The 19,803-nt window shown below is 63.0% G+C and carries 19 protein-coding genes; 18 read left to right on the top strand and 1 reads right to left on the bottom strand.

All coding sequences use genetic code 11. From position 1 onward, the window contains the following. Positions 1-87 precede the first annotated feature (87 nt). From LMTR3_RS18465 to trmB, 15 genes are all read left to right on the top strand, one after another. Positions 88-582 carry a universal stress protein gene (locus LMTR3_RS18465; RefSeq protein WP_057844710.1) on the top strand — a complete coding sequence of 165 codons (495 nt, stop codon included), beginning with the start codon at positions 88-90 and terminating at the stop codon, positions 580-582. Positions 583-697: 115 nt separating this feature from the next. Next, positions 698-1,267 carry a NifU family protein gene (locus LMTR3_RS18460; protein ID WP_065746459.1) on the top strand — a complete coding sequence of 190 codons (570 nt, stop codon included), beginning with the start codon at positions 698-700 and terminating at the stop codon, positions 1,265-1,267. Between the two features lie 162 nt (positions 1,268-1,429). After that, positions 1,430-2,128 carry a tRNA (adenosine(37)-N6)-threonylcarbamoyltransferase complex dimerization subunit type 1 TsaB gene (gene tsaB, locus LMTR3_RS18455; protein WP_065746458.1) on the top strand — a complete coding sequence of 233 codons (699 nt, stop codon included), beginning with the start codon at positions 1,430-1,432 and terminating at the stop codon, positions 2,126-2,128. Beyond that, the gene (gene rimI, locus LMTR3_RS18450) at positions 2,125-2,610 is read left to right on the top strand and encodes a ribosomal protein S18-alanine N-acetyltransferase (RefSeq protein ID WP_057844713.1); all 486 of its coding nucleotides are present in this window, start codon (positions 2,125-2,127) and stop codon (positions 2,608-2,610) included. The genes tsaB and rimI overlap by 4 nt, the downstream gene beginning before the upstream one ends. Before the next feature lie 52 nt (positions 2,611-2,662). Continuing rightward, a complete protein-coding gene (locus LMTR3_RS18445) occupies positions 2,663-3,112 on the top strand; it encodes a Fur family transcriptional regulator (RefSeq protein WP_065746457.1) in 450 nt (149 codons plus the stop codon). Positions 3,113-3,124: 12 nt separating this feature from the next. Then, the gene (locus tag LMTR3_RS18440) at positions 3,125-3,805 is read left to right on the top strand and encodes an HAD family hydrolase (protein ID WP_065746456.1); all 681 of its coding nucleotides are present in this window, start codon (positions 3,125-3,127) and stop codon (positions 3,803-3,805) included. 165 nt (positions 3,806-3,970) lie between these two features. Further along, a complete protein-coding gene (locus LMTR3_RS18435; protein ID WP_141686675.1) occupies positions 3,971-5,884 on the top strand; it encodes an ArnT family glycosyltransferase in 1,914 nt (637 codons plus the stop codon). A gap of 195 nt (positions 5,885-6,079) precedes the next feature. Next, positions 6,080-7,498, top strand: a complete 1,419-nt coding sequence (gene miaB, locus LMTR3_RS18430) for a tRNA (N6-isopentenyl adenosine(37)-C2)-methylthiotransferase MiaB (protein ID WP_065746454.1) — start codon at positions 6,080-6,082, stop codon at positions 7,496-7,498. 4 nt (positions 7,499-7,502) lie between these two features. Beyond that, entirely contained in the window at positions 7,503-8,558 is a 1,056-nt protein-coding gene (locus LMTR3_RS18425) for a PhoH family protein (RefSeq protein WP_065746453.1), read from the top strand. A gap of 62 nt (positions 8,559-8,620) precedes the next feature. Continuing rightward, positions 8,621-9,145, top strand: coding sequence for an rRNA maturation RNase YbeY (gene ybeY, locus LMTR3_RS18420; RefSeq protein ID WP_065746452.1), 525 nt, complete (start codon positions 8,621-8,623; stop codon positions 9,143-9,145). A gap of 1 nt (position 9,146) precedes the next feature. Continuing rightward, entirely contained in the window at positions 9,147-10,265 is a 1,119-nt protein-coding gene (locus LMTR3_RS18415; RefSeq protein ID WP_065746759.1) for a hemolysin family protein, read from the top strand. Beyond that, entirely contained in the window at positions 10,262-11,872 is a 1,611-nt protein-coding gene (lnt, locus tag LMTR3_RS18410; protein WP_065746451.1) for an apolipoprotein N-acyltransferase, read from the top strand. The genes LMTR3_RS18415 and lnt overlap by 4 nt, the downstream gene beginning before the upstream one ends. A gap of 259 nt (positions 11,873-12,131) precedes the next feature. Further along, entirely contained in the window at positions 12,132-12,548 is a 417-nt protein-coding gene (locus tag LMTR3_RS18405; protein ID WP_065746758.1) for a helix-turn-helix domain-containing protein, read from the top strand. A gap of 124 nt (positions 12,549-12,672) precedes the next feature. Beyond that, the gene (locus LMTR3_RS18400) at positions 12,673-13,800 is read left to right on the top strand and encodes a M20 family metallopeptidase (RefSeq protein WP_065746450.1); all 1,128 of its coding nucleotides are present in this window, start codon (positions 12,673-12,675) and stop codon (positions 13,798-13,800) included. Then, positions 13,797-14,540 (top strand): tRNA (guanosine(46)-N7)-methyltransferase TrmB, encoded by a 744-nt coding sequence (gene trmB / locus LMTR3_RS18395; RefSeq protein WP_065746449.1) that lies wholly within the window; start codon positions 13,797-13,799, stop codon positions 14,538-14,540. Before LMTR3_RS18400 ends, trmB begins: the two co-directional genes overlap by 4 nt. Positions 14,541-14,963: 423 nt before the next feature. Here trmB and LMTR3_RS18385 read toward each other — a convergent pair whose 3' ends face one another. Next, complete coding sequence (locus LMTR3_RS18385; RefSeq protein WP_065746447.1) at positions 14,964-15,872, bottom strand: DUF2189 domain-containing protein; 909 nt, start codon at positions 15,870-15,872, stop codon at positions 14,964-14,966. Between the two features lie 534 nt (positions 15,873-16,406). Here LMTR3_RS18385 and LMTR3_RS18380 point away from each other — a divergent pair. The 3 genes from LMTR3_RS18380 (at position 16,407) to LMTR3_RS18370 (ending at position 19,792) form a co-directional block, all read left to right on the top strand. Continuing rightward, on the top strand, positions 16,407-17,240 hold the full coding sequence (locus LMTR3_RS18380) for a cytochrome c oxidase subunit II (protein ID WP_065746446.1): 834 nt from the start codon (positions 16,407-16,409) through the stop codon (positions 17,238-17,240). A gap of 75 nt (positions 17,241-17,315) precedes the next feature. After that, positions 17,316-19,091: a cbb3-type cytochrome c oxidase subunit I gene (locus LMTR3_RS18375; protein WP_065746445.1), complete on the top strand. Its 1,776-nt coding sequence runs from the start codon at positions 17,316-17,318 to the stop codon at positions 19,089-19,091. Then, entirely contained in the window at positions 19,088-19,792 is a 705-nt protein-coding gene (locus LMTR3_RS18370; protein ID WP_065746444.1) for a cytochrome c oxidase subunit 3, read from the top strand. The genes LMTR3_RS18375 and LMTR3_RS18370 overlap by 4 nt, the downstream gene beginning before the upstream one ends. The last annotated feature ends 11 nt before the right edge of the window (positions 19,793-19,803 follow it).

The raw sequence follows: 19,803 nt of genomic DNA, 5'->3' as shown, positions 1-19,803 counted from the left end.
CGCACTGCGTTGCAACAGCGTCGCCGCTTGTCGAAGGCGGCTGCGCCGTGGCAGCATGCGGCGGTTTGGCGCAGCACCGGGACATGCATGACCACCCAGCGACGAAGCTACGAGACGGGTCACAAACCGAAATGCCTTGTCATCGTTGACGACACTGCGGAATGGGACCGCGCGGTATATTACGCCAGCCGCTGGGCCGTGCGCGTCGGCGGCGGCGTGGTGATGCTGCGAATCATCGCGATCGAAGACCAGAACCAGCAATGGCTGGGTGTCGCCGACCTGATGCGCGCCGAGGCCGAGGACGCCGCCAACGAGGCGCTCGACCGCGCCTCCGGCCGCGCCAACGGTATCGCCGCGATCACGCCCGAACGGGTGATTCGCGAGGGCGATCCCACCACCCAGATCCTCGACGTGATCGACAAGGACGTCGATATTTCGATGCTGGTGCTGGCGGCCAATCCGGGTCCCGAGGGGCCGGGGCCGCTGATCAGCATGATGGCCCAGGCCGCCGGCTCGTTCCCGATTCCGGTCGTCATCGTCCCCGGCGATCTCAGCGATTCCGAGATCGACGGGCTGTCTTAGGGCTTGATCTGGTTAAAGAATTTCTGATTTCTCCCCTTGACCGTGCGCCGGCGGTCGCCATCTGCTATGGGACACCCACGCGCCGGCCTTGAACCGGCGACGCCGGAGAAAACCAATGTTCATTCAGACCGAAGCCACGCCCAATCCCGCCACCCTGAAATTCATACCTGGCCGCACCGTGCTCGACACCGGCACGATGGAATTCGCAAGCCGCGAAGCCGCCGCCCGTTCGCCGCTTGCGGAGCGACTGTTCGGCGTATCAGGCGTTTCCGGCGTGTTTTACGGCTACGATTTCGTCACCGTGACCAAGGCGGACGGCGACTGGCAGCACCTCAAACCCGCGATCCTCGGCGCCATCATGGAGCACTACATGTCCGGCGCGCCGCTGCTGGCGGACGGCACCGTCGGCAATGACGAGGCGATGGACGAGGAAGGCGAGTTCTTCAACGAGGCCGACGCCGACACGGTGGCGACCATCAAGGACCTGATCGAGACGCGGGTGCGCCCTGCGGTCGCCAATGACGGCGGCGACATCACCTTCCGCGGCTTCAAGGATGGCGTGGTCTATCTCAACATGAAGGGCTCCTGCGCCGGCTGTCCGTCCTCGACGGCGACGTTGCAGCACGGCATCCAGAATCTGTTGAGGCATTTCGTGCCCGACGTGGTCGAAGTCCGGCCAATGTGAGTTTGATGCCGTAGGGTGGGCAAAGGCGCGCTTCGCGCCGTGCCCACCATGACCTATCCGCATGGTGAGATGGTGGCACGCTTGCGCTTTGCCCACCCTACGCGGACCACACGACGCCGCAACACATGACGCAATGATTGCGGCTCTGCTATATCTCCCCTCATGCTGATCCTTTCCATCGATACCGCGCTCGATGCCTGCGCCGCGGCCGTGCTCGACACCAGCGCGGGCGGTTTGATTGCCCGGGAATCGCAGGCGATGAAGCGCGGTCATGCCGAGGCGCTGATGCCGCTGATCGCGCGCGTCATGAAGGCGTCCGGCGTTGCCTTTGCCGCGCTCGACCGCGTCGCCGCGACGACCGGTCCTGGCAGCTTTACCGGATTGCGTGTCGGCCTATCCGCCGCCCGCGGCATTGCCCTTGCCGCCGGCAAGCCCGTGGTGGGCGTGACGACACTGACCGTGTTTGCCGCCCCCATCGTCAGCGAGAGCAGCGAACATCCCGTCATCGCCGCGATCGATGCGCGGCATGATCACGTCTATTTCCAGGTGCTGGGCGGCGACGGCAGTTCGCTGGTCAAGCCGAAGGTGGCGCCGATCGCCGAAGCGCTCGATGCGGCACGCTTCGGCGCGCCGCATCTGGTCGGCAATGCGGCGAAAATGATCGCCGAGCGCTGGCCGACCGATGCGCCGCCGCCTTTCAAAATCAATCAGCAGGCCGCGCCCGACATCGCCTGGGTGGCGTGGCTGGGCGCAGCGGTCGATCCCGAGAGCTCACCGGCACGGCCCTATTATCTGCGCGCGCCTGACGCCAAGCCGCCGAAAAGTCCGTTATCCGAAGCAGCACAGCCGCCGGCATCATGATGACATGGTTGACCGAATGGTGGGGCGGCGGCACTTCGGTGATCGAACCGGCCATTCCACGCGATGCGGCACGTTTGGCGCAACTGCACGGCGCATCGTTTCACCGCGGCTGGGGCGAAGGCGAATTCGAGGTGATGCTGACCGAGCGCAACACGCTCGTGCATCGTCTCAGGCTCGGGCGCAAGATCATCGGCTTTGCGGTGTCGCGCATGGCGGCCGACGAGGCGGAGCTATTGTCGATCGCCATCGACGCGACTGAGCGTGGCCGTGGCCTGTCACGCAACCTGTTGCTGACGCACCTCGGCCATCTCGCCGGCCGCGGCGTGCGCAAGGTGTTCCTCGAGGTTGAAGAAAATAATCAGCCGGCGCGGCGGCTGTACGAATGGGCCGGCTTCGAGGTCGTCGGCCGCCGGGAACGCTACTATCAGCAGCCCGGCGGGGAGCAATTGAATGCGCTTCTGATGCGGCGTGACTTGTCGTAATATGCGCGGGGTGGCACAACAGCCCCGACCTGCTCTTCAAGGCCCCAAAGTCATGCCCGTACTGAAATCCCCGTCTGCGCAAAAGAATACCGGCATCGAGGCTCGCTGCGCCGCCACCGGCATGCGCATGACCGAACAGCGCCGGGTGATTGCGCGTGTGCTCGCGGAATCGGTCGACCATCCGGATGTCGAGGAGCTTTACCGCCGCTGTGTCGCGGTCGACGACAAGATCTCGATCTCGACGGTATATCGCACCGTCAAGCTGTTCGAGGATGCCGGCATCATCGAGCGGCACGATTTCCGCGAGGGCCGCGCGCGCTACGAGCAGATGCCTGACAGTCACCACGATCATCTGATCAATCTGCGCGACGGCAAAGTGATCGAGTTCACCTCCGAGGAGATCGAGAAATTGCAGGCCGAGATCGCCCGCAAGCTCGGCTACAAACTGGTCGATCACCGGCTGGAGCTTTATTGCGTGCCGCTCGACGACGACAAATCCTGATCGCGTGCCAACTTGAACCCGAACTTCGATCTGGTCATCTTCGACTGCGACGGCGTGCTGGTCGACAGCGAAGTCATTTCGTGCCGCGCGCATGCGGAAATTCTCAACCGCCACGGCTATCCGATCACGTCGGAGCAGGTGTTTCACCGCTTCCTCGGCCGCTCGGCGCGCCAAGCCAACCTCGAAGTCGAGGCCGAACTCGGCCGCGCCCTGCCCGACGATTTCCATCTGCAATTGCGGGATGAGCTGCACCGGACGTTCGAAGCCGATCTGGAACCGATCCCACACATTTACAGCGCGCTCGATGCCATCACCCAGCCGGTCTGCGTGGCATCGAGCGGCTCGCATCAACGCATGCGAATTAGCCTCGGCCGCACCAGGCTCTATGATCGGTTTGCGCCGAATATTTTTTCGGCCTCGCAGGTCTCTAACGGCAAACCCGCCCCGGACCTGTTTCTGTTCGCGGCCGAACAGATGAACGTCGCGCCGGAACGCTGCGTCGTGATCGAGGACAGCGTTCCCGGCGTCACCGGCGGCCGCGCCGCTGGCATGACTGTGCTCGGTTTTCACGGCGGCAGCCATTGCCAGCCGGGCTATGCCGAGATGCTGCGCGCAGCCGGGGCCATCGCGACGTTCGACGATATGCGGCAACTGCCCGACCTGATTGCGCGCATCGGTCGAAACGCCGACTAAATTCGCACTGCAGAGTTGAAGTCCGGCGTCGCTGCCGAGGTCAGATCAAGCAACCTTGCCGCGAGTTAACTGGGCGCGGGACCCGCAGGTGATAATTTCGGATCGACCTGCGCGAGGCGGCGACGCATTCCGAAATTACCCGACAGCCAGATATTGAAGACGGTCTTGCCGCTCTCGCTCGTCGTAGCGCTGGCTGCGCTTGCGCGAACCTGGCAGCTTTCGCAGAACGATTTCGGGCGACAATATTACGCCGCCGGCGTGCGCAGCATGCTGGATAGCTGGCACAATTTCATCTTCAACGCGTTCGACCCTGCCGGCTTTGTCTCTATCGACAAGCCGCCCGTGGCGATCTGGCTGCAGGTCGCCAGCGCCAAACTGTTCGGCTTTGGCGCGCTTTCGATTCTGCTCGCGCAAGTGATGGCGGGATTGGCGGCGATCCTCTTCGTTTACGTTCTGGTGGAGAAATATTGGGGCAGGACGGCTGGAGTCATGGCCGCACTGGCGCTCGCGCTCAGCCCGGTCAATGTTGCCGTCGACCGCTCCAACAATACCGAGAGCTGTCTCATCCTGGTGCTGCTGGCCGGCGCATGGCTTGCGATGCGGGCCGCCGAAACCGGCAGGCTCGCGATGCTGTGCGCCGCGATGGCCGCGATCGGCATAGGTTTCAACGTGAAGATGGGGACGGCGCTGGTGCTGGCGCCGGTCGTGGCGTTGACGTTCAGCCTCGCCCGGCCGGCCGCGCCCATCACTTGGCATATCGGGCGACAGGCCATCGCGGGCATCGTCCTTGTTGCGGTCTCACTGTCTTGGGCAATCTTTTTCGATCTCGCGCCGGCCCGGGACCGGCCCTATGCGGGCAGCACCAAACACAATTCGATGCTGGAGCTCGCCTTGGTGCATAATGGCGCGGCCCGCGTCCTCGCCACGAGTTCGGCAAACCCCTCCCCTGCCGTCTCGGGCGAGGCGGCGCCTGCAGGCGCGGAAGTCCGGTCGCAACCCGTTATGACGGATGACTCGCCGACTGGTATTCTCCGCCTGTTCCGGCCGAGGGCCGCAACACAGTTCGCCTGGCTGTTTCCGCTCGCGCTCGCAGGCCTCGTTTTCGCCTGGTCGGATGCATCGGGTCCGGCCACGCCGGCGTCACGCCGCATCAGCGCCGCCGTCTGGACCGGTTGGCTCGTGATGTACTGGATCGTGCTCAGCTTTGCGGGCGGGCTGATCCACACTTACTACGTGGCCGTGCTCGGTCCGCCGCTCGCCGTGTTTTCCGGCATCGCCGTCGCCGGGCTCTGGTCGAGATGGAAGGCAGGCGAGCCATACCTGCCGCTGATCATCGCGGCCACGGCCGGGTGGCAAACCTATCTATGCGTGGCGCAGTCCGACAGAATCGGATCTGACTGGCTAAGCCTGACGTGGCTGACGTCGATCGGGATCGCCACAATCTGCGCTGCTGCCCTTTATCTATTTCCGCCGCAAAACAGATTGGCGAAACTGTTCGTGGTCGCGGCCATTGGCGCGCTGCTCGTTTCGCCGGCATTGACCGCCGCCAGCGTCGTTCTGCGGCGCCCGAACATTGCGACGCCCGTCGCCAATATGATCGCGCTGCTCGCACCGCCAGAGACCGAGCGTGCAGCATTGCGGACATCGCGGCTGGAAGCCAGCCGCCAAAAACTCACCGGCTACCTGATCGCCAATCGCGAAGCGGCAAACTTTCTCGTCGCGGTTCCCAACGCAAACGTCGCCGCGCCACTCATTGTCTCGACGGGCCTGCCCGTCATGGCGATGGGCGGATATCTCGGCGACGATCCGATCCTGACGCCTGCGGACATCGAACGCCTGGCCTCCGACAGGCAACTGCGTTTCGTGATGCTTGGCGGATTTACCCTGGCGCCGGCGAAGCAGGCGGCAGCGCTCGATCCGATCGCGCGATGGGTGCGCGCCAACGGCCGCCCGGTCGATCCAAAGTTGTGGCGCCTGTCCGGTGGTTCGAGCAGTTCCCCCTACCGCATCAACCTCGGCAATGAGTGGGTGGAGGTTCCGCCGCCCGAACTTTTCGATCTGTGGGGCAAAGTGAACTGATCCTGCCTCGTCAGGCCGGGATGGTGTGCCAGCACCAGACCCGGAATCTCGAGATTCTCAGGTGCGCAAACGCGCATCATAGTTCGCTTCGCGCCCCCGGAATGACGGGCCTAAACACTGGCTTTTTGGCCACTTAGGCTATATTTGAGCCGCAGTCGCCGCCATGGCGCTATTTCCACCAGCACCCCGGGTTCCATGAAGCCGCCGCGCAAGCTGCACATCAAGTCCTATGGCTGCCAGATGAACGTCTACGATGCACAGCGCATGGTGGATACGCTGGCGGGCGAGGGCTTTGTCGAGACTGAAAGCGCTGACAATGCGGATCTGGTGATCCTCAACACTTGCCACATCAGGGAAAAGGCGTCCGAAAAGGTCTACTCCGAACTCGGCCGGCTGCGCGTCGCCAAGGACGAGGCGGCACGCAACGGGCGCGAGATGCGCATTGCGGTTGCCGGCTGCGTCGCGCAAGCCGAGGGCGAAGAGATCATCCGCCGCGCGCCGACGGTTGACGTCGTGGTCGGGCCGCAAAGCTACCACCACTTGCCGCAGCTACTGGCGCGCGCGAAGAGCGAAGGTCGCGTGCTGGAAACCGAATTTCCGGTCGAGGACAAATTCGGTTTTCTCCCCGCCCCAAAACCGGATGCGATCCGCGCGCGCGGAATCTCCGCTTTCGTCACCGTGCAGGAAGGTTGCGACAAGTTCTGCACCTTCTGCGTGGTGCCCTATACGCGCGGCGCGGAAGTCTCGCGCCCGGTCGCAAAGGTCGTCGACGATGTGAAGCGGCTGGCCGATAACGGGGTGCGCGAGATCACCCTGATCGGGCAGAACGTCAACGCCTATCACGGCGAGGGCCCCGATGGCCGGACCTGGCCGCTCGGCAGACTGTTGCATCGCCTGGCGGAAATCGAGGGCATCGTGCGGCTGCGCTATTCGACCAGCCACCCCCGCGACGTCGACGATTCGCTCATCGCAGCGCATCGCGATCTCGCAGGCCTGATGCCATTCGTCCATCTTCCGGTGCAGTCCGGCTCCGACCGGATTCTTGCCGCCATGAACCGCAGGCATACCGCCGATGACTACCGCCGCGTCATCGACCGTTTTCGCTCAGCACGCCAAGATATTGCATTTTCATCGGATTTTATCGTTGGTTTTCCGGGCGAAACCGAGGGAGAATTTGCCGCGACCCTCGCGCTTGTCACGCAAATCGGGTACGCTGCGGCTTATTCGTTTAAATATTCGCCGCGGCCCGGCACGCCGGCGGCGGACATGCGGGAGACGGTGTCAGCGGCTGAAATGGACGAGCGATTGGTGCGGCTCCAGGAATTGATCGACAGTCAGCAATCGGCCTTCAACAGGGCCATGATTGGCAACACCGTCGATGTGCTGTTCGAACGCGCGGCCCGCAATCCCGGCCAGATCGTCGGCCGCACCGCCTATCTTCAGCCCGCGCATGTGTTTGCCTCGCCCGACATCATCGGACAGGTGCTGCCGGTCAGGATCGACAGCCTGGAGCGGTACAGCCTGCTCGGCGAACTCGCTGGCCGCTCCACGCAGCCCGGATCCTCAATGCTTTCAGACATGACCAGACCTTCTCAAGAAATTCGGGGAGCCTGAACCCTTGCCAAAAAGCGCATCGGATTCATCTTCGCTCGCTCCCAGCCGCAAATTTGATCGCGACATGCAAATTCCGCCCGAGACCCAGGTCGTCATCGATTTCGACGACAACCGCGCTGCTTCCGCCCTCGTCGGCCCTTACGGCCAGAACCTGGCGCTGGTCGAGCGGCGGCTCAACGTTGTGGTCGATTCCCGCGGCAACCACATCACCATCGCCGGCTCGCGTGACGGCTGCGACGCCGCGCGGCGCGTGCTGGAGACGCTCTATTCACAGGCCGTGCAAGGCCACGACCTCTCGCAGGGCGAAGTCGAGGGCGCGATCCGAGCCGTCCTCGCGCAGGGCTCGCTGTTCGAGTTCGACGCCAAGACCGCCAAACCCTCGTTCGAGACCATCAACCTGCGCAAGCGTCCGGTGCGCGCCCGCACCGCGGCGCAGGATTCCTACATCCGCGCGCTGAAACGCCACGAATTGGTGTTCGGCATCGGCCCGGCCGGCACCGGCAAGACCTGGCTTGCGGTGGCGCATGCCGCGCAATTGTTCGAACGCAAGGAAGTCGATCGCATCATCCTGTCGCGGCCTGCGGTCGAGGCCGGCGAGCGGCTCGGCTTCCTGCCGGGCGATCTCCGCGAAAAGGTCGATCCTTACTTGAGGCCGATCTACGACGCGCTGTACGACCTGATGGACGCGCGAGTGGTGGAACGTGCATTGCAGGGCGGAGAAATCGAGATCGCGCCGCTGGCCTTCATGCGCGGCCGCACTCTGACCAATGCCGTAATCATCCTCGACGAAGCGCAGAACACCACGTCGATGCAGATGAAGATGTTCTTGACCCGGCTCGGCGAGAACAGCCGGATGATCGTCACCGGCGATCCATCGCAAGTCGACCTGCCGAACGGTCAGGCTTCGGGGCTTGCCGAAGCCTGCAAGCTGCTCGACAACGTCGAAGGCATTGCGCAGGTGAAATTCACCGCGGAAGACGTCATCCGCCATGAACTGGTGGCGCGGATCGTCGCCGCCTATGAGGGATTGCCGCAGAAACCGGCAACCGGAAAATCTTGACAGAAAACTCTTCGCGCCCGCGCCTGCCGCCGGCAGGCCGGGGCCGCAACCCCAACATTGCAATGCAAACCGCTGGAACGCTCGTGTCTTCCGTCCTTCCCCTCACCGAAGTGCTCGTCGTCGCCGACTGCTGGCAGACCGAGCCGGAGGCCGAGGCGGTGATCCATCGCGCCATCAATGCGGCGGCCGAAATCGCCGATGCCGGCGTCGGCGATACGGAACTTGCGGTCATGCTGACCGACGATGCCGGAATCCGCACGCTGAACAGCAACTGGCGCGGCATCGATAAGCCCACCAACGTGCTGTCGTTTCCGGCGCTGCAGCCGGCCGCGGGCGCGCCTGCGGACGCGCCGCGCATGCTCGGCGATATCGCCATCGCCTATGAGACCACCCGGAAAGAGGCCGATGAGGAAGAAAAGCCGTTCGATCATCACCTCAGCCATCTTGCGGTCCACGGGTTCCTGCATTTGATCGGATACGACCACGAGAAGGACGACGACGCCGAGGCCATGGAGGGTCTCGAACGGGAGATTCTCGCGCAGCTCGGCATTCCCGACCCCTATGCAGGCCGGGAGCGGATGGACTGAAATGCCGGACTCCGACCCGATACAGGACAACCCGCGCAACACGCGCAACCTGCCGGTGGTGGTGCAGGAAGGCGAGGTTCTGCGTCCGACCGCCGAGAGTTGGTTGATACGGGCGATCCGCACGCTGTTCGGCTGGAGCGCGGGATCGGTGCGCGCCGATCTTCAGGTCGTGCTCGATACTTCCACCCCTGACGATGCCGGCTTCTCCGCCATCGAGCGCACCATGCTGCGCAACATCCTCGGTCTCAACGAGCGGCGCATTGCCGACGTGATGGTGCATCGCGCTGACATCGTCGCTGTCAAGCGAGATATTCCGCTCGGCGAATTAATGGGCCTGTTCGAGAGCGCGGCGCATTCGCGGCTCGTGGTCTACAACGAAACCCTCGATGACCCCGAAGGCATCGTTCACATCCGTGACCTGCTGGCGTTCATGACCGCGAAGGCGCGCGTCGGCGATACCACCAAGCCCAAGCGCAAGAAGCCGTTCCCGGCGGGGCTCGACCTGCGCGCGGTCGACCTCGCGATGCCGCTGGCGGAGGCCAACATCATCCGCAAGCTCCTCTACGTGCCGCCGTCGATGCGGGCGATCGATTTGCTGGCGCAGATGCAGGCCTCGCGCATCCACCTGGCGCTGGTGGTGGACGAATATGGCGGCACCGACGGGCTGGTCTCGATCGAGGACATCGTCGAGCAGATCGTCGGCGAAATCGACGACGAGCACGACAGCGACGAGCCGCCATCGATCGTCCGCCAGGGAGATAACGCCTTCATCGCGGATGCCCGCGCCAGCCTCGAGGATGCGCGCAAGATGATCGGCGAGGAATTCGTGACTGGCGAGGCGAGCGAGGAAGTCGCCACCCTCGGCGGCTATCTGGTGTCCCAGGTCGGCCGGCTGCCCGTGCGCGGCGAGGTCATTGCCGGTCCGGGCAATTTCGAGATCGAGGTGCTCGATGCCGATCCGCGGCGGGTCAAGCGGCTGCGGATCGGGATCCGGAAAGAACGCCCCGCGCCGCGCGCGACGCGCGAGCGAAGCCGCCGCGAGGCCGCGCCCGACACCAGCACGGCGCCGACCAATGACAACACGCCGCCGGCTTCCGGCGATGGAGCCGGCTCGCAGTGATCTCAACCAGCAAATTCCGCGTCGCGGGACTTTCGATCATCCTGGCCTGGGGCTGGAAGCGCGCAGCGATCGCGCTCGTCGCCGGCGCCATGTCGGCTCTTTCGATGGCGCCGTTCAACGCCTGGCCGGTGCTGTTTGTGACGTTTCCGGTCGTGGTCTGGCTGATCGACGGCGCGGCGGCGGGAAAATGGCGCGGGGTGCCGGCGGCGGCGATGGCAGGCTTCTGGTTCGGGCTCGGCTATTTCGTGCCCGGGCTCTACTGGATCGGCAACGCCTTCCTGGTCGACGCGCCGACCTTTGCCTGGCTGATGCCGTTCGCGGTGCTCGGCCTGCCGGCCTATCTCGCCTTGTTTCCGGCGCTCGGCTTCGCGCTGGCGCGGCTGATCTGGACGCGGGATGCGTCGCGGGTTCTGGCGCTCGCGATCGGGCTCACGGTCAGCGAATGGCTGCGCGGCTATGTGCTATCGGGATTTCCCTGGAATGCCTTCGGCTACGCGCTGTCGGAGCCCTTGGCGCTGGCGCAGGCGGCGTCGCTGATCGGGCTGTGGGGCATGACCTTCCTCAGCGTTGCGATCTTTGCCAGCCCGGCGGCGCTGATCGACGGTTCATCGCGCGGCCGCAGGCCCTGGATCGCGCCGGTGGCGGCACTCTTGCTGCTCGCGGCGATGGGAGTATACGGCGCCGTGCGGCTGTCGCTGCAGCCGACGGCCCTGACCAAGGTCAAGCTACGTATCATGCAGCCGAACCTGCAGCAGGACGTCAAATTCAACTATGGCGCCAAAGCGGAGGTGATGCAGAAATACCTTGCTTTGTCCGACCGCGCTTCAGGCCCGCAGTCCACCGGCGTGCGAGACGTGCAGATCCTGATTTGGCCGGAATCGGCTTTCCCGTTTTTCCTGACGCGCGAAGCCGACGCGATGGCACAGATCGCCGAGCTCCTGCCCAAGGGCACGGTGCTGATGACCGGCTCGGTGCGCGCTCCGGACACCCCGCCCGGCGTGCGCGTCTCCCGTGCCTATAACTCGATCTATGTGATCGACCATGACGGCGGCGTGCTGTCGGTCTACGACAAGCTGCATCTGGTGCCGTTCGGCGAGTATCTGCCGTTTCAGGAATGGATGGAGAAGCTCGGCTTCGTGCAGCTTACAAAAGTCCACGGCGGCTTCATTCCGGGCACGCGGCGCCGCGCGATGGAAATACCGAATGTGCCGCGCGCGCTACCGTTGATCTGTTATGAGGCGATTTTTCCCGGAAATGTTGCAGCGCGTGACGACCGCCCCGGCTGGATCGTTAACCTGACCAATGACGGCTGGTTTGGAAATTCGACGGGCCCCTACCAGCACCTGCAGCAGGCGCGGCTGCGTGCGATCGAGGAAGGTCTGCCGATGGTGCGCGCCGCCAACACCGGCATCTCGGCGGTGATCGATCCCTCGGGGCGAATTGTGGCGCAGCTCGGCCTCGGCATCGAAGGCGTGCTGGATGCCGGCCTGCCGTTCGCGCTGTCGCCGACGGTTTATGCTCGCCTTGGAGATATCCCGGCGACCGTGATTGTGGCCGCAGCCTTGTTGGTCGTCGTCAGACGCCGCGTTGCGAAGCACGCTGCCTGAGATTTACACATACCGAGTTGTCACTGGTTTACTAAAAACGCTGCGTGCGCGGTTCCACCAGTTGACAGACAGCCTGCGATTCGCTTTCTGCGCTTGCAAGCTAAAAACGACAACCAGTCACTTCCGTTGCTCAGATCGTCCGCAATTCTACCCGATCCTCCGAGCAGGATATGACGGTACCGGCGCGCCTGAGGCATAGAATTTCCACTGCGAATTTCCACTGCCTCATTCCCGGCGCGCAATCCTAGGAGTGATGCAGATGTCCACCAAAGCGCCCAATCCGGTCGACAAATATGTCGGCAGCCGCGTCCGGATGCGCCGCATCATGCTGGGCATGAGTCAGGAAAAGCTCGGCGAAGCGCTCGGCCTCACGTTCCAGCAGGTTCAGAAATACGAAAAAGGCACCAACCGGGTCGGCGCCAGCCGCCTGCAGCAGATTTCCGAGATTTTGCAGGTGCCGGTGTCGTTTCTGTTCGATGGCGGGCCGAGCGGCATAGCGAATACGGACGGGTTTGGCGACGGTGCCTCTCCGGCCTACGTGTCCGATTTCCTCGCGACGTCGGAGGGTCTGGCGCTGACGCGCGCGTTCACGCGCATCACCGATTCCAAAATGCGCCGCTCCATCGTCGAATTGGTCGAGCAGATCGCGTCGCGCGACGGCCCGGACCCGCGCTGACTTTCATCCCACACCCGGTTTGAGAATTTCGTATTCCGGAATATGCCGTCATTTCGCGCCCGCATTGGCGCGGGTCCACGATGTGCAATTGCGCATCGGGGCATGACCCCGTATCGGATACGACATGACGACAACCAATCCGTTCGATTCCGCCCCGATCCTCGAGGGCATTCGCCGCTGGGTCGAAATCGAGAGCCCCACCGAAGCACCCGAGCACGTCAACAAGCTCGCCGACCTCGTCGCTGAAGGCTATCGCGGCCTGCCCGCGACGGTAGAGCGGATCGCCGGGCATTTTGGCTGCGGCGATCACCTGGTGGCGCGCTCGTCATGGGGGCAGGACGCACCGGGCATCCTGGTGCTGAGCCATCTCGATACGGTGCATCCACTTGGCTTCATCGAGCGCCTGCCATTCCGGATTGAAGGCGACAGCGCATTCGGCCCGGGCATCTACGACATGAAGGGCGGCGCCTATCTCGCCTACCATGCGTTTCGGCAAGTCTGCGCCGATGGTGCGCGGCCGCCGCTCGGCATCACGCAGCTCTATGTCTCCGATGAAGAGATCGGCAGCCCGACCTCGCGCGCACTGATCGAGGCCGAGGGACGCAAGGCGAAATATGTGCTGGTCACCGAACCGGCGCGCGACGGCGGCAAGATCGTCACCGGACGCAAGGGCGTCGGGCGGTTCGAGGTTTTCATCAGGGGCGTGCCCTCGCATGCCGGTACCAGACCGGAGGACGGCCGCAGCGCCATCCGCGAACTCGGCAATGTCATCCAGACGCTCGAGGCGATGAACGATCTTGCGCGCGGTATCACCGTCAATGTCGGCGTTGTCCGCGGCGGCACCAGGCCGAACGTGATCGCGGAAGAGGCCTATGCCGAGGTCGATTTGCGCGTACCGACGATGTCGGATGCCGACGAGCTCGCGTCAAAAATCCTCAATCTGAAATCGCGCACCGAGGGCGTCAGCGTCAGAGTCATCGGCGAGTTGAATCGACCGCCATACGAAAAAAGCAATGCCGGCGCGGCGCTCTACGAGCACGCCAGGACGATTGCGGCGGAGATCGGCTTCGATCTGGTCGACACCTCGACCGGCGGCGGCTCCGACGGCAATTTCACCGCGCCGCATACCGCGACCCTCGACGGCCTCGGCGTCGACGGCCAGGGCGCGCATACCCATTACGAGCAGATGTACATCTCCTCGATCGAGCCGAGGGCGCGGCTGTTGTACCGTCTCTATCAGACGCTGCGATGATGACCGCCCCGAACGATACGGAAGATTGCGGCACCCCGCCCGATGACGGCGCGGCTACGCATGCGCGTGGCTCGTTCTTCGGCCGCCGCAAGGGCCACAAGCTCCGCATCCACCAGGCCGACCTGATCGACAAACTGCTGCCGCATCTCGCGCTCGACATTACGACGCCTGCGCCGGAGCGGCTTACCGATCTGTTCGATGGCCGATCTACGGATGTCAGGCTCGAGATCGGATTCGGCGGCGGCGAACATCTGATCGCGGAAGCGCAGGCCTATCCGAACATCGGATTCATCGGCTGCGAGCCTTATGTCAACGGCATGGCCAAGATCCTGACGCAGATCGAGGCGCACAACATCGGCAATATCAGGCTCTATGCCGGCGACGCCGCGGAATTGCTGGCCTGGCTGCCGCCGCGGTCGCTGACGCGGGTCGACCTGATCCATCCCGACCCCTGGCCGAAGCGGCGGCACTGGAAGCGGCGCTTCGTGCAGGACGCAACGGTGAAGGCGATGGCGCGCATCCTGAAAGGCGGCGGCGAATTCCGTTTCGTCAGCGACATCGACGACTACTGTGCCTGGACGCTGGCGCATCTGATGCGCTCGCCGGATTTTGTCTGGACCGCCGAGCGCGCCGCCGACTGGCAAAAGCCCTGGGACGGCTACACCATGACGCGCTACGGCCGCAAAGCCGAACGCGAGGGAAGAGTGGCGGCGTATCTGCGGTTTCGGCGGGTCGACTAGCGGGGGAACCTTTTTGAGCCTGGATGCTTGAGTCCACCCCTTGCGGGGCGACGAATTGAGAGGCGGTAATGTTCCTGATGGGACTTGGCGCGCTCCTCGTTATCGGCGGACTCCTGTATATGGCGCGCACCACTATTTGGCGGGGACCGCTTAGCGGCCGGGATTCCGCCGGACCGGTTCGCCAGACTTTGGAGCCGCCACAGCGTAGCGTGCGATTCCTGGGGCTCGGCGAGAATTGGCCGGGCATTCTCCTTATGGCCCTCGGTGGAGCTCTGTTGGTGTCGGGGGCCAATTTTTAGCCCCCGGTAACCAGAGCCGCATGCAGCAATGAACGGCGCCAAGGCAGCGACGCCGGTCAAACCGATTTGGCCGTAGACACGAACTCGGCAGGTCGATCCCCCGGTTCCATTTCATCGTTACGCGCTAACGCTCGCGGCTCCACGGGAAGAGATTGGCCGGGAAATCCGCGGCGTAACGGTGTCCTTTCCGCAGATGCGGTTCTTCCTGTGGAGGGTTGGGATTCGGCTCCACCATTTTCCGGTATAGGTGCCAAGTGGCGTGACCGAGCACCGGCAGAACGACGGCCAGACCGACGAAGAGCGGTAGCGAACCGATCACCAGCAGCGCCGCGACGATCAGCCCCCACCCGGCCATAGCAACCGGATTCATCAACACAGCCCGCAACGACGTGCGGATGGCGTCGATCGCGGTCGCATGCCGGTCGAGCATCAACGGAAACGACACGACACTGACGCAGAGCGCCACAACGGCGAACAGAAAACCAACGCCGCAACCGACGATGATGAGCGACCATCCGTCCGGCGTCGTCAGGACGCGCGTTGCAAAATCGGGGATGCTGGCAGCCGGTGCGTGGCCGAAGATTGAGACGTAGATAGCGTTCGCTACGCCGATCCAGGCCCCGAACAGAACGAGCAGAAGCACGCCGAGTTCGATCATGGCGCCGAAAGCCGGAGCGCGCAGCACGGAAAGCGCATCCCATGCGCCAACTTCCTCGCCGCGCTCGCGGCGGCGGCTGAGCTCGTAGAGACCAATCGCGGCAAAGGGTCCGATCAGGGCAAACCCGGCTGCCAGCGGAAACAGCAGCGGCAGTACCGAATAGCCAAGAACCATCCTGAACACGGCAATTCCGAGAACCGGATAAATCACGCACAGGACGATCGCGTGACTTGGCATTGCACTGAAGTCTTCCCAGCCGAGGCGCAGCGCCTCGCCCAGGTCGGACAGCTTGATTTTGCGAACGGGATATGTGGCGGCGTCGCCGAACACGTGCCGTGCAGCTCTTGAGATGTTGTCGGAATACACAGTGGCCATGGACGCACCCTCCCGTGCTCAAAGTCGCGGCGGTCGTAACGACGCGCCGCAACATGCGCGTCTCCGCCCCTGATGTGCGAGAGTCGCGGTCGAGCCCGGTACGGCAAACCCAAATGCATCGAAAGGAGCTTAGCCGGACCAACTTGTCGCGACCTCCTTAACAACTTAGCGCTATGGAATTCCGACAGCGCTCACGGTTCGGTGAACTGTGCACGTTCATGGTCATTTGGTGCATTGCGTCATGTCAAACGATTGTGCTGGCTGCATACGCGCAGCGCTCCGACGCTGAAGTGATCTGCTGAAGTGATCTATTGACGCCAGCCCCGACGCGTACCATCCTCATTTCTGACGCCCCAGACTTGACGGTAATCGGTCGTAACGTGTGCTCGGTGCCACGTTTGGATGTCGCGACCGGTCAAAGTGGGCGAGGCAAGACGCACTGCGATGGCGCATGTGAAGTCAGCCATCAAGACAGATGCGTGCTCCGCCCTTTGATTCGTCTCCGTTGCCTTGAGTGGCAAGGAGGGATGAGGGATGGTTGTTGCTATCATATTGCTTCTGGTCGCAGTCGGCTCGGTGCTGTTTCACATCTACAGCCCGTGGTGGTGGACGCCGATCGCCACGAACTGGCGCTACATTGACGACACGATCAACATCACCTTCTGGATCACTGGGGCGGTTTTCTTCGCGGTGATCGCTTTCATGGCGTATTGCGTCTTCCGTTTCCATCACAAGGAAGGAAGACAGGCCCACTACAATCCGGAGAACAAGAAGCTCGAGTGGTGGCTCAGCATCGGTACGGCCATCGGCGTCGGAGCCATGCTGGCGCCTGGGCTGTTTGTCTGGCAGCAGTTCATCACGGTTCCGGCGAACGCTACCGAGATCGAGGTCATGGGCCAGCAGTGGCAATGGGCCTTCCGCCTGCCGGGGAAGGATGGCCGGATGGGCACGACCGATGTCCGCCACATCAGTCCCGAGAACCCGATGGGCCTGAATCGCGACGACCCGCACGGGCAAGACGACGTCGTGATCGAAAGTGGCGAGATGCACCTCCCGGTCGGAAAGCCGGTCAAGGTTTTGCTCCGCTCAGTCGATGTGCTGCACGATTTCTATGTGCCAGAATTCCGGGCCAAGATGGATATGGTGCCCGGCATGGTCACCTACTTCTGGATGACTCCGATCCGAACCGGGACGTTTGATGTGCTGTGCGCCGAGTTGTGCGGCGCAGCGCACGCGCAGATGCGGGCCAAGGTCATCGTCGAGGAAGAAAGCGACTATCACGCCTGGCTAGAGCAACAGAAGACGTTTGCGGAATTGTCAGGCCGAAGCGCCGTTACGAAGGCGACATACAGATCAGGCGGCAAGTAGGCCGCTACGAAGATAGATCGGGCGCGTGAGACCCTAGTCTTCACCCCCGACGGAAACGACCGAGGAGGTATTTCTATGGTCGATGTTCCATATGAAGCAACCGTCGACGTTCCGCCTGCCGAAGTGGCAGAGGTTGAACTCTATCATCCCAAAAGCTGGTGGACGCAGTACGTCTTTTCGCAGGACGCCAAAGTCATCGCCATCCAATACTCGCTGACGGCGACGGCAATCGGCCTGGTGGCGCTGGTGCTGTCGTGGCTGATGCGCCTGCAATTGGGATTTCCGGGCACATTTTCCTTTATCGATGCAAGCCAGTATCTCCAGTTCATCACCATGCACGGCATGATCATGGTGATCTACCTGCTTACGGCCTTGTTCCTGGGAGGCTTTGGCAACTACCTGATCCCGCTGATGGTCGGCGCCCGCGACATGGTCTTCCCCTATGTGAACATGCTGAGCTACTGGGTCTACCTGCTCGCCGTCATCGTGTTGGCTTCGACCTTCTTCGTACCCGGCGGGCCCACCGGCGCCGGCTGGACGCTATACCCACCGCAGGCAATTCTGTCCGGCACCCCCGGGCAGGATTGGGGCATCATTCTCATGCTGTCCTCGCTGATCCTGTTCATCATCGGCTTCACCATGGGTGGGTTGAACTACGTGGTGACGGTGCTGCAGGCGCGCACCCGCGGCATGACGCTGATGCGGTTGCCCTTGACAGTCTGGGGCATCTTCACGGCCACCATCATGGCGCTATTGGCCTTCCCGGCGCTGTTCGTCGCCTCCGTCATGATGCTGTTCGACCGTCTCCTCGGAACCAGCTTCTTCATGCCCGCACTCGTCGAGATGGGGCAGCAGATGAAGTATGGCGGCGGCAGCCCAATCCTGTTCCAGCACCTGTTCTGGTTCTTCGGTCATCCCGAAGTCTATATCGTCGCCCTGCCCGCCTTCGGCATCGTTTCCGATCTGATCAGCACGCATGCGCGAAAGAACATCTTCGGCTATCGCATGATGGTTTGGGCCATTGTGGCGATCGGCGCACTCAGCTTTATCGTGTGGGCGCACCACATGTATGTGAGCGGCATGCACCCGCACTTCGGGTTCTTCTTCGCCACGACGACGCTCATCATCGCCATCCCCACCGCCATCAAGGTCTACAACTGGGTGCTAACCCTGTGGCGCGGCGACATTCATCTCACGGTGCCGATGCTGTTCGCGCTGGGCTTTATCATAACCTTCGTGAACGGCGGGCTCACCGGCCTCTTCCTCGGCAACGTCGTCGTGGATGTCCCGCTTTCGGATACCATGTTCGTTGTCGCGCATTTCCACATGGTGATGGGCGTGGCGCCCATCATGGTCGTGCTGGGAGCAATCTATCATTGGTACCCCAAGGTAACGGGCCGGATGCTGGATGACTGGATGGGCAAGTTTCATTTCTGGGTCACATTCCTCGGCGCCTACCTGATCTTCTTTCCCATGCACTACCTTGGACTGCTCGGGGTGCCGCGCCGGTATCACGACATCGGCGAAGCGGCGTTCATCACGCCATCCGTGCATACACTGAATGCCTTCATGAGCGTGGTGGCGCTGATCGTGGGCCTCGCCCAGATGGTGTTCCTGTTCAATCTGGTCTGGAGCTATTTCAAGGGCAGGCCTTCCGGCGGCAATCCGTGGCGGGCAACAACACTGGAATGGCAGACGCCGGAGACGCCGCCCGGACACGGCAACTGGGGCAAGGAGCTGCCGGTGGTCTATCGCTGGGCGTATGACTACAGCGTGCCAGGCGCCAAGGAAGATTTCATTCCGCAGAACCAGCCGCCGACGACACGGGCCATCCAGGGAGCCGCGACGTGAGTGCCATCGTCCTGTTCATGGCGGTGATTGCGGTCATCGTCGGATGGTGGCTGTCGCAGCAACGGCTGACGGCCAAGCCCTGGCTGGAAGAAGGTTCGATCGATGACTTCCCGGGCACCGGAGCGATGACCGTGCCGGCGGCGAAGCTCGGATTGGGAGTGTTTCTCGCTGTCGCTACCTCGTTGTTCGCGCTCTTCATCAGCGCCTACTCCATGCGCATGGACATGGTGGACTGGCGGGCTCTGCCTGTGCCGGCACTGCTCTGGTTCAACACCGGCGTCCTGGTTCTGAGCAGTGTCGCGATGCAATGGGCATACGTATCCGCGCAACGGAACAACATGGACGGCGTAATCTTCGGCATCTGCGCCGGGGGAGCATCCGCCATCATATTCCTGATCGGGCAGTTGCTGGCGTGGCGACAGCTAAGCGCCGCGGGGTATTTCGTGGCATCCAATCCTGCCAACTCCTTCTTCTATATGATCACCGCGGCGCACGGACTCCATCTGACGGGCGGTCTGGTAGCCCTGGGGAGAACTACCGCCAAGGTGTGGCGTGGCGCTGAGATGCCCCAGCTACGCCTGAGCGTGGAGCTCTGTGTCATCTACTGGCATTTCCTGCTGTTGGTCTGGCTCGTCGTGCTTGGTTTGCTGACGGGCTGGACGGACGATTTCGTCGACATCTGTCGCCGGTTGCTCAGCTAGGGAGGACCCAG

Origin of the sequence: Bradyrhizobium sp. LMTR 3 (genome assembly GCF_001693485.1) — a bacterium.
GTDB lineage: Bacteria > Pseudomonadota > Alphaproteobacteria > Rhizobiales > Xanthobacteraceae > Bradyrhizobium.
Note: the sequence above shows the minus strand (reverse complement) of the source record. Positions and strands in the feature narration are given on the sequence as shown.

Coding starts and splice junctions, on each gene's coding strand:
- LMTR3_RS18380 (WP_065746446.1), top strand. CDS start 16,407: ATGGTTGTTGCTATCATATTGCTTCTGGTCGCAGTCGGCTCGGTGCTG.
- LMTR3_RS18415 (WP_065746759.1), top strand. CDS start 9,147: ATGCCGGACTCCGACCCGATACAGGACAACCCGCGCAACACGCGCAAC.
- LMTR3_RS18400 (WP_065746450.1), top strand. CDS start 12,673: ATGACGACAACCAATCCGTTCGATTCCGCCCCGATCCTCGAGGGCATT.
- LMTR3_RS18385 (WP_065746447.1), bottom strand. CDS start 15,872: ATGGCCACTGTGTATTCCGACAACATCTCAAGAGCTGCACGGCACGTG.
- tsaB (WP_065746458.1), top strand. CDS start 1,430: ATGCTGATCCTTTCCATCGATACCGCGCTCGATGCCTGCGCCGCGGCC.
- rimI (WP_057844713.1), top strand. CDS start 2,125: ATGATGACATGGTTGACCGAATGGTGGGGCGGCGGCACTTCGGTGATC.
- LMTR3_RS18405 (WP_065746758.1), top strand. CDS start 12,132: ATGTCCACCAAAGCGCCCAATCCGGTCGACAAATATGTCGGCAGCCGC.
- LMTR3_RS18445 (WP_065746457.1), top strand. CDS start 2,663: ATGCCCGTACTGAAATCCCCGTCTGCGCAAAAGAATACCGGCATCGAG.
- ybeY (WP_065746452.1), top strand. CDS start 8,621: ATGCAAACCGCTGGAACGCTCGTGTCTTCCGTCCTTCCCCTCACCGAA.
- miaB (WP_065746454.1), top strand. CDS start 6,080: ATGAAGCCGCCGCGCAAGCTGCACATCAAGTCCTATGGCTGCCAGATG.
- LMTR3_RS18465 (WP_057844710.1), top strand. CDS start 88: ATGACCACCCAGCGACGAAGCTACGAGACGGGTCACAAACCGAAATGC.
- trmB (WP_065746449.1), top strand. CDS start 13,797: ATGATGACCGCCCCGAACGATACGGAAGATTGCGGCACCCCGCCCGAT.
- LMTR3_RS18460 (WP_065746459.1), top strand. CDS start 698: ATGTTCATTCAGACCGAAGCCACGCCCAATCCCGCCACCCTGAAATTC.
- LMTR3_RS18375 (WP_065746445.1), top strand. CDS start 17,316: ATGGTCGATGTTCCATATGAAGCAACCGTCGACGTTCCGCCTGCCGAA.